The organism is Caballeronia sp. NCF2 (assembly GCF_023631205.1).
Classification (GTDB): domain Bacteria; phylum Pseudomonadota; class Gammaproteobacteria; order Burkholderiales; family Burkholderiaceae; genus Caballeronia; species Caballeronia zhejiangensis.
Map to the genome: position 1 here is coordinate 108,169 of NZ_JALQDN010000096.1, position 11,037 is coordinate 119,205.

Annotated in this window: 11 protein-coding genes; 10 read left to right on the plus strand and 1 reads right to left on the minus strand. The window is 64.0% G+C overall.

The window, feature by feature from the left end:
* Positions 1-47 precede the first annotated feature (47 nt).
* From NCS02_RS35075 to NCS02_RS35120, 10 genes are all read left to right on the plus strand, one after another.
* Positions 48-722, plus strand: a complete 675-nt coding sequence (locus NCS02_RS35075) for a PIG-L deacetylase family protein (RefSeq protein ID WP_250520464.1) — start codon at positions 48-50, stop codon at positions 720-722.
* Positions 715-1,662, plus strand: a complete 948-nt coding sequence (locus NCS02_RS35080; protein ID WP_250523652.1) for a glycosyltransferase family 2 protein — start codon at positions 715-717, stop codon at positions 1,660-1,662. Before NCS02_RS35075 ends, NCS02_RS35080 begins: the two co-directional genes overlap by 8 nt.
* 184 nt (positions 1,663-1,846) lie before the next feature.
* Complete coding sequence (locus tag NCS02_RS35085; RefSeq protein ID WP_008345367.1) at positions 1,847-3,118, plus strand: glycosyltransferase family 4 protein; 1,272 nt, start codon at positions 1,847-1,849, stop codon at positions 3,116-3,118.
* Positions 3,115-3,693, plus strand: coding sequence for a D-glycero-alpha-D-manno-heptose-1,7-bisphosphate 7-phosphatase (locus tag NCS02_RS35090; RefSeq protein ID WP_008345366.1), 579 nt, complete (start codon positions 3,115-3,117; stop codon positions 3,691-3,693). The genes NCS02_RS35085 and NCS02_RS35090 overlap by 4 nt, the downstream gene beginning before the upstream one ends.
* On the plus strand, positions 3,690-4,850 hold the full coding sequence (locus NCS02_RS35095) for a glycosyltransferase family 9 protein (protein WP_502800928.1): 1,161 nt from the start codon (positions 3,690-3,692) through the stop codon (positions 4,848-4,850). Before NCS02_RS35090 ends, NCS02_RS35095 begins: the two co-directional genes overlap by 4 nt.
* Before the next feature lie 3 nt (positions 4,851-4,853).
* The gene (locus tag NCS02_RS35100) at positions 4,854-6,599 is read left to right on the plus strand and encodes a carbamoyltransferase family protein (protein ID WP_033535668.1); all 1,746 of its coding nucleotides are present in this window, start codon (positions 4,854-4,856) and stop codon (positions 6,597-6,599) included.
* Between the two features lie 32 nt (positions 6,600-6,631).
* Positions 6,632-7,648, plus strand: coding sequence for a glycosyltransferase family 2 protein (locus NCS02_RS35105; protein WP_250520487.1), 1,017 nt, complete (start codon positions 6,632-6,634; stop codon positions 7,646-7,648).
* The gene (locus tag NCS02_RS35110) at positions 7,645-8,700 is read left to right on the plus strand and encodes a glycosyltransferase family 9 protein (RefSeq protein ID WP_250437772.1); all 1,056 of its coding nucleotides are present in this window, start codon (positions 7,645-7,647) and stop codon (positions 8,698-8,700) included. The genes NCS02_RS35105 and NCS02_RS35110 overlap by 4 nt, the downstream gene beginning before the upstream one ends.
* Complete coding sequence (locus tag NCS02_RS35115) at positions 8,687-9,646, plus strand: glycosyltransferase family 4 protein (protein WP_008345361.1); 960 nt, start codon at positions 8,687-8,689, stop codon at positions 9,644-9,646. The genes NCS02_RS35110 and NCS02_RS35115 overlap by 14 nt, the downstream gene beginning before the upstream one ends.
* Positions 9,647-9,673: 27 nt before the next feature.
* Positions 9,674-10,666: a UDP-glucuronic acid decarboxylase family protein gene (locus NCS02_RS35120; protein ID WP_250437773.1), complete on the plus strand. Its 993-nt coding sequence runs from the start codon at positions 9,674-9,676 to the stop codon at positions 10,664-10,666.
* A 61-nt stretch (positions 10,667-10,727) separates the two neighbouring features.
* Here NCS02_RS35120 and NCS02_RS35125 read toward each other — a convergent pair whose 3' ends face one another.
* Positions 10,728-10,937 carry a response regulator gene (locus NCS02_RS35125; RefSeq protein ID WP_250523653.1) on the minus strand — a complete coding sequence of 70 codons (210 nt, stop codon included), beginning with the start codon at positions 10,935-10,937 and terminating at the stop codon, positions 10,728-10,730.
* Positions 10,938-11,037: the final 100 nt, after the last annotated feature.

Sequence of the window (11,037 nt, forward strand, 5' to 3'; positions counted from 1 at the left end):
TTCATCGAAAGCAACCGGCCATGCCTCTCTCCGCTCAAAGAACCCTGGTGATTTCCCCGCATCTCGACGATGCCGTCTTCAGTTGCGGCGCCCTGCTCGCCGCGTCGCCGGGCGCATCCGTCTGCACGATATTCGCGGGTGCGCCGGACACGGCGCTCGCCACCGACTGGGACGCGCAGTGCGGCTTCGCGGACGCAAATCAGGCGATGCGCGAGCGCCGTGTCGAAGACAAAGCCGCGCTGCACGTCCTGGGCGCGCGCGCCGTGCATCTCGGCTTTCTCGACTCCCAATACACGCAAGGCGGGACGAGCGCGACCACCGCCAAGATCGCCTCGGCCATTCGCGACGTGATGCGCGAGACGGATTGCACCACGCTCCTCATCCCGCTCGGCCTCTTTCATTCCGACCACGCGCTGGTTCATACGGCCGCGCGCGAGGCGTGCCTTTCGGACGCGACGGCATGCATTGCGTACGAAGACTGTCTATATCGGCGCATGGATGGCCTCGTGCAGCAACGGCTCGTCGAGCTCATCGGAAGCGGCATCGAAGCGACGCCGCTGCTCGATCCGATCGATGCCGCCACGCTCTCGCGCTGCATCGAAGCGAAGCAACGCGCGGTGCAATGTTATGCGAGTCAGCTCAAAGCCTTCGGGCCCCACGGCTATGACGACGTGCTCGCGCCCGAACGCTTCTGGACTCTGCGAGCCGTCGACCATGGCTGAACCGGCGACACTTTCCGAGCCCGATCGCGCGCGGCTCACCGTCGTCGTGCTGACGTACAACCGTGCCGATCAGGTGCTCGACACGCTCGCAAGACTTGCGGCGCTGCCGGACCGCATCCGCATCGTAGCGGTCGATAATGCGTCCACCGACGGCACGGCCGAGCGCATTGCGGCGCAGTTTCCATCGGTCGAACTCGTCGTGGCGCCGGACAATCTCGGCGCGGCCGGACGCAATCTCGGCGTCGCTCGCGTCGCGACGGAGTACCTCGCATTCTGCGATGACGACACCTGGTGGAGCGCCGGATCGCTGTCGCGCGCCGTCGCGATCCTCGATGCGGCGCCGCGCGTCGCGGTGCTCAACGCGCGCGTCGTCGTCGGTGCCGACGGCGCGGCGGACGAGACCTGCCAACGAATGCGCGAAAGCCCGCTGCCGCATCGCGGCTTGCCCGGTCCCGCGCTCGTCGGCTTCATGGCGGGCGCGTGCGTGTTCCGCACCGACGTCTTCCGGCAAGTCGGCGGCTACGAGCCCAGGCTTTTCATCGGCGGAGAAGAAACGCTCGTCTCGCTGGATGTCCTGTCCGCCGGCTACGAGATGGTCTATATGGATGACCTCATCCTTCATCACCATCCCTCACCGCTGCGCGACAGCGCACAACGGCGCAGGCTCCTCGCGCGCAACGCCGCGTGGGTCGCATGGATGCGCCTGCCATTCGACCAAGCCCTTCACGCCACCGGAAAAGCCTTCCTCGTGGCATGGCGCGAGCGCACGCTGATGCGCGATTTACCGATCCTCGCAAGCGGCATCGCATGGGCGATGACCAGGCGCCGCGTGATCCCCTCGCGCGTCCAGGACATGCGCCGCGTCGTGCGCGAAGACGATTTGCGCCGCGCCAGGCAGACGAAATCGTCGGCGTCTTTCGGTTCTACACGCCCCACGTAAAAACGCGTGCGTCGCGCGACGAACCAAACGAAATTTGGTTCGTCCCGCATCGAACCGCAAATCGTTTCGCAGTTCTCGCCAGTTCGACAACGAGTGGCACAGGGAATGCTGAACGCTGGTGACTGATCCACGCGATGGCGCGCCGCGCACACGCACAGTGGGATCGCAAGATAAGGGGACTTCCGTGAAAATCGCATTGATCAGTGAGCACGCATCGCCGTTGGCGATCGCGGGTGGCGTAGACAGCGGCGGGCAAAACATCTATGTGGCGAATGTCGCGCGTCAGCTCGTTCGCATCGGTCACGACGTCGATGTGTTCACGCGTTGCGACCGTTCGTTATTGCCGCTCGTCTCGCGCTTCGAAAACATCCGCGTGATAAATGTACCGGCCGGTCCGCCCGTGCAGTTACCGAAGGAACAGCTTCTGCCGCATATGGATGCGTTCGCCGGCTTCATGATCGACTTCATGAAGAAGGAAGCGCAACCGTATGACATCGTGCACGCGAACTTCTTCATGTCGGGCCTCGTGGGTCTGCGCATCAAGGACGCGCTCGGCGTGCCGCTCGTCACGACGTTTCATGCGCTGGGGCGCGTGCGACGCCTGCATCAAGGCGAATCGGACGGCTTTCCCGATGCGCGCTTCGATATCGAAGACGAGCTCGTCAGGCGCTCCGATTCGGTCATCGCCGAATGTCCCCAGGACGAGAACGATCTGATTCATCTGTACGACGCCGATCCCGCGCGCATCGACCTCGTGCCGTGCGGCTTCGATCGCGCGGAGTTCCATCCGCTAGACAAGGCGGCAGCGAGAGAACGTCTCGGCTGGCCGCAAGACCGGTTCATCGTGCTGCAACTCGGGCGCATGGTGCCGCGCAAGGGCGTCGACAATGTCGTGCGCGCGCTCGGCATGCTACACGGTGAGCATGGCGAAAGTGCCGAGCTTTATGTGGCGGGCGGCAATTCCGATGAAGCGAACGAGAACGCGACGCCGGAGATCGGCAGGCTGCGCGGGGTCGCGCGCGAATGCGGCATCGAAGAGCACGTTCACTTCGTGGGCCGTCATGGACGAGGTGAACTGAAGCACTTCTATAACGCAGCCGATGTCTTCGTGACGACGCCGTGGTATGAGCCGTTCGGCATCACGCCGCTGGAGGCGATGGCTTGCGGGCGGCCCGTCATCGGTGCTGCTGTCGGCGGCATTCGCTACTCGGTGGCGCACGGAGAAACCGGCTTGCTCGTGCCGCCGAAGAATCCGGCCGCGCTCGCGGATGCGCTCGTCGCGCTCAAGCGAGATGCCGCGCTCGCCACGCGAATGGGCGAAGCGGGCCTCGCCCGCGCGAACGCAATGTTCACCTGGTCGAGCGTCGCGCAGGCGCTCGCACAGGTCTACGCGCGACTTGCGGGCGAGGAAGGACAAGCCGCCGCGCGCGTTGCCATGGGCGGAGCCGCACGATGACGCAACCACTGCGGCCTGCGATCTTCATCGACAAGGACGGCACCTTGCTCGACGATGTGCCCTGGAACGTCGATCCGCTGAAGATGCGCCTCGCGCCGGGCGCGCTCGACGCGTTGCGCCTGTTTTCGTGGCTCGAACTGCCGATCTTCGTAATCAGCAATCAGAGCGGCGTCGCGCTCGGCAAGTTCGACTTGCAGGCACTCGATCGCGTCGAAGCGCGTTTGCGTGAACTCGCAGCCGAAGCGGGCGCGTCGTTCGCCGGCATTTACTGGTGCCCGCATCATCCGCGGGGCGTCGTGCCTGAATTCACGCGCGCGTGTGAATGCCGCAAGCCCGCGCCCGGCCTGCTGTTGCGTGCGGCGCGCGAGCATGGCATCGATCTTTCGCAGAGCTGGTTCATCGGCGACATTCTCGATGACGTCGAAGCCGGTCATCGCGCGGGCTGCCGCAGTGCGCTGATCGATAACGGCAACGAAACCGAATGGCTCAAAGGCGTTGGACGCGAGCCGGATATCGTCGCGAAGGACCTGTACGAGGCGGCGATTGCAGTCGTCAATGCGGAGTGTCCCGCATGAAGCCCATGCTTGCACCCGTCGTCGAAGCGCATGCGCGCAAGAGCGCCGCGAGCCAGGCGCGCGAATGGGGCGCGGATGTCAAGCGCATTCTCTGCATCCGTCTCGACAATCTCGGCGACGTGCTGATGACGACGCCCGCGCTGCACGCGTTACGCGCCGCGCAGCCGGGCAGGCATCTGACCTTGCTCGCATCGCGAGCGGGCAAGGCGACGGCGCCTTTCATCGATGCAATCGACGATGTGATCGAATACGACGCGCCGTGGGTCAAGCAGGATGCGCCCATCGACGCCCTCGCCGATCTCGCCATGCGTGCGCGCCTTGCATCGGCGCATTTCGATGCAGCGGTGATCTTCAGCGTCTACAGCCAGAATCCGCTGCCCGCGGCCATGTTGTGTCATCTCGCCGGCATTCCGCTGCGGCTCGCGCATTGCCGCGAGAATCCGTATGGTTTGCTCACCGACTGGGTTCAGGAGACTGAACCGCAGCACGGCACACGGCATGAAGTGGAGCGGCAACTCGCTCTCGTCGCAAGAGTCGGTGCGAAAGCCGACGACACGCGCATGCGCTTCTCCGTGCGCCCCGCCGATATCGACTCGCTGACGCAAAAGCTCATCGCCCGCGATGTCGATATGGACGCACCGTTCATCGTCGTGCATCCGGGTGCGAGCGCGGAGTCGCGCCGCTATCCCGTCGAACGCTTCGCCGAAACGATCGAACGTCTCGGCGCTCAATTGGAATGGCCGATTCTCGTGACGGGCTCGCGAAGCGAAAGTCACTTGTGCCGCGCCGCCTGCGGCACGAGTCCCTACGCGCACGATGTGTCCGGCGCGCTCGAACTCGGCGAACTCGCCGCGCTCATCCAGCGCGCTCGCGTTCTCATCTCGAACAACAGCGGACCGGTGCATCTCGCATCCGCGCTGCGCGCGCCCGTCGTGGATCTCTACGCACTCACGAATCCGCAGCACATGCCGTGGCAAACATCGCATCGCGTGCTGTATCACGATGTCTCGTGCCGCTGGTGCTATCGCAGCGTGTGTCCCGAAGGCCATCACGCGTGCCTTGTCGGCGTCGAGGTAGACGAGGTTGTCTCCGCCGCGCTCGAGCTCATCGAAGAAGAACATGCATCGCCCGTCCATCCGATAACACAGGCAAGCTAAGCTATGTACACACTTGGAATCAACGCGGTTTATCACGACAGCGCCGCGGCGCTGGTCAAGGACGGCGTCGTCATCGCGGCGGCCGAGGACGAGCGCTTCACGCACGTCAAGCATGCGAAACGGCCGGTGCCGTTTTCCACATGGCAGCTTCCGTTCGATGCAATCGACTATTGCCTGAAGGAAGCGGGCATCGAACTCGCGGATGTGGATCACATCGCGTATTCGTACGATCCGCATCTGTTTTCCGGCATGCCGAAGGACGCAAACGCGAACATATCCCTGCCGATGATGCCCTCGGCGCAAGCGATGACGAACCCGTCCGAATCGCCCTGGGATCCGCTGTTCCTGAGCTATATCGTCAATGCGAAGGGTCAGTTGATCGACGGCGCGCCGCATCATCTGAAGCGGCGTTTCCTAAGCGGCGGACGCGCCCCGCGCTTCGCGTGGCATAACGTCGATCATCATCTCTGTCACGAAGCGAGCGCGTTTCTCGCCGCACCTTTCGACGACACCGCCGTACTCACGATGGACGGTCGCGGCGAAGGCGTCACGACGAGTCTCGGGCAATTCGTGAATGGCGAATACACGCGCATCAAGCAAGTGGAACTGCCGCATTCGCTCGGCCTGCTCTATGAAACGGTGACGGGCTATCTCGGCTTCCTGCACTCGTCCGACGAGTACAAGGTGATGGCGCTCGCGTCGTTCGGCAAGCCCGCGTATGTCGATCAGTTTCGCGAGATCGTGAAGTATCGCCGCGACGGCAGCTATACCGTCGATGCGCCGCGTCTCGTCGAGCGCTTCGGTCCCGCGCGCGAACGCGGCGGCCCGCTCACGCAGCATCATTTCGATATCGCGCATTCATTGCAGGTCGTTCTGGAAGAGACCGCGCTCGAACTCGCGAAGTGGCTGCACGAACGTACGGGTCTGAAGAATCTCGCGATGGCGGGCGGCGTCGCGCTCAACTGCGTGATGAACGCGCGCCTGCGCGATCGCGGACCGTTCGATGAAATCTGGGTTCAGCCCGCCGCCGGCGATGCGGGCACGGCGCTCGGCGCTGCCTTGTGGACCGACTATCAGCAACGCGCGAAGACCGGCGATCGCGGTCGAAAATGGCGCATGGATCACGCATATCTCGGACCGTCGTTCGATGACGACGAGATCGAAACCTTCCTCAAGTGGACGCGCGCGCCGTATCGCAAGCTCACGAATATCGCCGAAGAAACCGCGGACATTCTCGCGCAGAACCGCGTCATCGGCTGGTATCAGGGACGCACCGAGTTCGGCCCGCGTGCGCTCGGCGCGCGTTCGATTCTGGCATCGCCCATCGATGCGTCCATGCAGGCGCGCCTCAACGAGATCAAGGATCGCGAGGACTTTCGTCCGGTTGCGCCCGTCGTGATGGAAGAGCACGCAGCCGACTGGTTCGTCGATGCACGCGTCGCGCCGTTCATGCTCTTCGTGTTCGACGTGCGCGACGACATGAAGACGCGCATTCCCGCGGTCACGCATATCGACGGCACCGCGCGCGTGCAGACCGTCAATCGCGCGCAGCATCCGCTTTACTACGATCTGCTCGCGGCGTTCAAGGCGCGCACGGGCGTGCCGGTTCTCGTCAATACATCGTTCAATACGCGCGGCGAGCCGATGGTGAATACGCCGCGCGACGCACTCGAATCGTTCTGGACGTCGCCGCTCGATGCGCTCGTGATCGGCTCGTTCCTTGTCGAAAAGCCGGGCGCGCACGCATGAGCACCTACGCCGAACTCTTCGATCACGGCGCGATGAGCGCGGCCGATGCACCCGCGATACCGCGCGGCGATTTCATCCCGGACGTGACCGTGGTCGTGCCGACGTATCGCCGCCCCGCGATGCTCGAACGCTGCGTGCTGGCGCTCGCGGCGCAGACCTACGATCCGGCGCGCTACGAGATCATCGTATGCGACGACGGCCCCGACGAAGCGACGAAGGCATGCGTGCAGCGCCTGTCGCAATCGCGTGCGCGGCGCGGCCCGTTGATCCGCTACGTTGCCGTCACCGCCACGCAGGGTCCGGCGGGCGCGCGCAACGCGGGCTGGCGCGCATCGCTTGCGCGGCGCATCGCCTTCACCGACGACGACACCATTCCCGATCCGAACTGGATCGCCAATGGCATGCGTGCGCTCGATGCGGGCGCGGATGCCGTGTCGGGCCGCATCGTCGTGCCGCTGGGACCACGCCCGACCGATTACGAACGCGACGCCGCCGGACTCGCCAGCGCCGAATTCGCGACGGCGAACACCTTCGTCACGCGCGCCGCACTCGAACGTACGGGCGGCTTCGATGCGCGCTTTACGGCGGCGTGGCGCGAGGACTCGGATCTGCAATTCGCGCTGATCAAGGCGGGGCTCGTCATCGCGCGTGCGGAAGACGCAACCGTGCTGCATCCGGTGCGCCCTGCGCGCTGGGGCGTGAGCATATTGCAGCAGAAGAAGAGCCAGTTCGATGCACTGCTCTACAAAAAGTATCCCGCGATGTTTCGCACGCGCATCCGCCGCAATCCGCCGCTTTTGTACTACGCGATGCTCGCGGCGCTCGTCGTTGCGATCGGATCGTTCGCAGCACACGCGCCGCGCACCGGGTCGCTCGCATTGCTTGCCTGGGCCGCGATGACCATATGGTTCAGCATGCAACGATTGAAGACGACTGCGCGCACGCCGTCGCACGTCGCGGAAATGCTGTGGACGTCGGCGATCATTCCGTATCTGTCGATCTACTGGCGCATACGCGGCGCGTTCAAGTTCAGGGTCTTCTTTCTATGAACGTCGAGCGCATCGTCATCTTTCGCGCATTGCAGCTCGGCGACATGTTGTGCGCCGTGCCTGCGTTGCGTGCACTGCGCCGCGCCTATCCGCAAGCACATATCGCGCTTATCGGTCTGCCTTGGGCGGCGAGTTTCGTCGAACGATACGCGCATCTCGTCGATGAACTCATCGTGTTTCCCGGCGCTATCGGTTTTCCCGAGCAGCAGGAAACGGATGCACATCTGCCTCGTTTTCATCAAGCGATGCGCGCACGTCGCTTCGATCTCGCGATTCAACTGCATGGAAGCGGCGGCGTGGCGAACGATATCGTCGAAGGCATCGGCGCGCGTCTGAACGCGGGCTTTCTGAAGCCGGACGAAGCCATGCGTAAAGGCGTCTTCATGCCATGGCCCGACGATCTGCCCGAATCCGCGCGATACACCGCGCTCATGCAGCGGCTCGGCATCGACGCAAACGATCTCGATCTCGAGATTCCGCTGACCGATGCCGACAATCGCGAATGCGATGCGCTGATCGAAGCGTGCGCGCTCGATAGCGAGCGGCTCGTGCTCGTGCATCCGGGCGCGCAGCTGCCTTCCCGTCGATGGCCCGTCGAGCGCTTCGCCGACGTGGCGCGCGCGTTGTCGCGGCGCGGCTGGCAAGTCGCCGTCACAGGCAGCGCGGGTGAAGCCCCGTTGACGGCGCGCGTTGCGCAAGGTGCCGGCATCGATCTCGCCGGCCGCACGTCGCTCGGCTCGCTCGCGGCGCTCGTCGCGAAGGCGCGGCTCATCGTATGCAACGACACGGGGCTTTCGCATGTCGCCGCAGCGATGCGCACGCCGAGTGTCGTCGTCGCGTCGGGCAGCGATACACGTCGCTGGGCGCCGCTCGATCACGCGCGTCATCGCGTGCTCGCGGACTGGCCCTCGTGCCGTCCGTGCGCGTTTCGCGAGTGCCCTTACGGTCATGAATGCGCGATGAACATAAGCGTGCAATCCGTGATCGACACGGCATTCGCCCAGCTTGAATCGACCGTCCGAGAGGAGACGCTTCTTCATGCCCACGACTAGTTCCCGGCGTCTGCGCGTGCTTACCTGGCATATTCACGGCAATTATCTTTACTATCTGAGCCAGGCGCCGCACGACTTCTATCTCGTCACGCGCCCCGGTTATCCGCCGGGCTATGCGGGCACGGCGGGTGCGTTGCCCTTCGGCCCGAACGTGCATGAAATTCCGGCGAGCGAAGTGCAGTCGCAATCCTTCGATGTCGTGCTCTTTCAGCACAAGCGTCAATGGGACGACGACCGCATCAATCTGCTGAGCGACGCGCAACGCCGGCTGCCGCGCGTCTACATCGAGCACGATCCGCCGCAGGAAAACCCCTTCGAACAGAAGCACTGGGTGCAGGAACGCGACACGCTGCTCGTGCACGTCACGCACTTCAACAAGCTGATGTGGGACAGCGGCGAAACGCCGACGCGCGTCATCGAACACGGCGTGATCGTGCCCGAAGGCGTGCGCTATAGCGGCGAACTCGAACGCGGCATCGCGGTGATCAATCATCTGCGCCAGCGCGGCAGGCGGCTCGGCAACGATGTCTATGCACAAGCGGCCGCGCGCGTGCCGCTCGATCTCGTCGGCATGGATGCGCAGTCGGCGGGCGGCATCGGCGAGATCGGCAATCTGGAGCTTGCGGCGTTCAGCGCGCGCTATCGCTTCTTCTTCAATCCGATTCGCTGGACGAGCCTCGGGCTCGCCATCGTCGAAGCGATGACGATCGGCATGCCGATCATCGGTCTCGCGACGACCGAACTCGCCACCGTGATCCGCAACGGCGAAAGCGGCTACGTGCATACCGACACGCAGGCGCTCATCGACGCGATGCAGCACCTGCTGCGCGATCCCGCCGAAGCGCGGCGTCTCGGCGAAGGCGCGCGGCGCACCGCGCTCGAACGATTCAATATCGCGCGCTTCGCCCGCGACTGGGACGAAACGCTGCGCTTCGTATGCAGTTAGCACACACATCGAAAGGATGAAGGCGACATGAGAGAAGCCTATAGAAAGCGAATTCTGGTGACGGGCGGCGCGGGCTTTCTCGGCTCGCATCTGTGCGAGCGGCTGCTCGCGCTCGGGCACGATGTGCTGTGTGTCGATAACTTCTACACCGGCACGAAGGACAACATCGCGCATCTGCTCGACAGCCCGAATTTCGAACTGATGCGGCACGATGTGACATTTCCGCTTTACGTCGAAGTGGACGAGATTTACAACCTCGCCTGCCCCGCTTCGCCGATTCATTACCAGCACGATCCGGTGCAGACGACGAAGACCAGCGTGCACGGCGCGATCAACATGCTCGGGCTTGCGAAGCGCGTGCATGCGCGCATCTTCCAGGCATCGACGAGCGAAGTGTATGGCGACGCGCATGTGCATCCGCAACAGGAAGCGTACTGGGGCAACGTGAATCCGATCGGTCCGCGCTCGTGTTACGACGAAGGCAAGCGCTGCGCCGAAACGCTCTTCATGGATTATCGGCGGCAGCACGGACTGTCGATCAAGATCGCGCGCATCTTCAACACGTACGGGCCGCGCATGCATCCGTCGGACGGACGCGTGATCTCCAACTTCATGATGCAGGCGCTCTCGGGCGAGCCGATCACCGTGTACGGCGAAGGCTCGCAGACGCGCTCCTTCTGCTATGTCGACGATATGGTCGACGCATTCATCCGCCTGATGGACACGCCCGATGAACTCACCGGACCCGTCAATCTCGGCAATCCGCACGAGCTTTCGATGCTCGAGATCGCGCGGCGCATCATCGAATTGACGGGATCGTCATCGGAGATCGTGTTCAAGCCTTTGCCGATGGACGATCCGTGGCATCGTCAGCCGGATATCGCGCTCGCACGCGATGCCCTCGGCTGGACACCGACGACGCCGCTCGACGAAGGCCTGCGTCGCACGGCGCAGCATTTCCGTGGCGTCATCGAGGCGATGCAGGGACGTCACGCGCTCACTATCGCCACGTCAGGTTGATGCTTCCGTTCAACGGCGCAGCATTGCATCGGTCACATTCGAACGCGCGCTCGCGCCGCCCTCATCGAAGCGATGTGCGCGCCGTCACGTCGCCGATCGTCGCGATCAGCTTCGGCGCGGCGACCGGCTTCGTCAGATGCGCCTGAAAGCCCGCGGCCTGTGCGCGCGAACGTGCATCCGCCTGCGTGTGTCCCGTCAGCGCGATCGCGGGCATGCGTTCGGACAGCGACGCGCCGCGGCGCGACTCTTCCTCGCGAATGAGTCGCAGCACGTCGTAGCCGTTCTGTTCGCCGCCTAGTGTCCTGAGTTAAAAATTCATTGAATGATGCCGACCACGTACTAAAGTGTTCTGTGTGGCACTCGATGCGAGG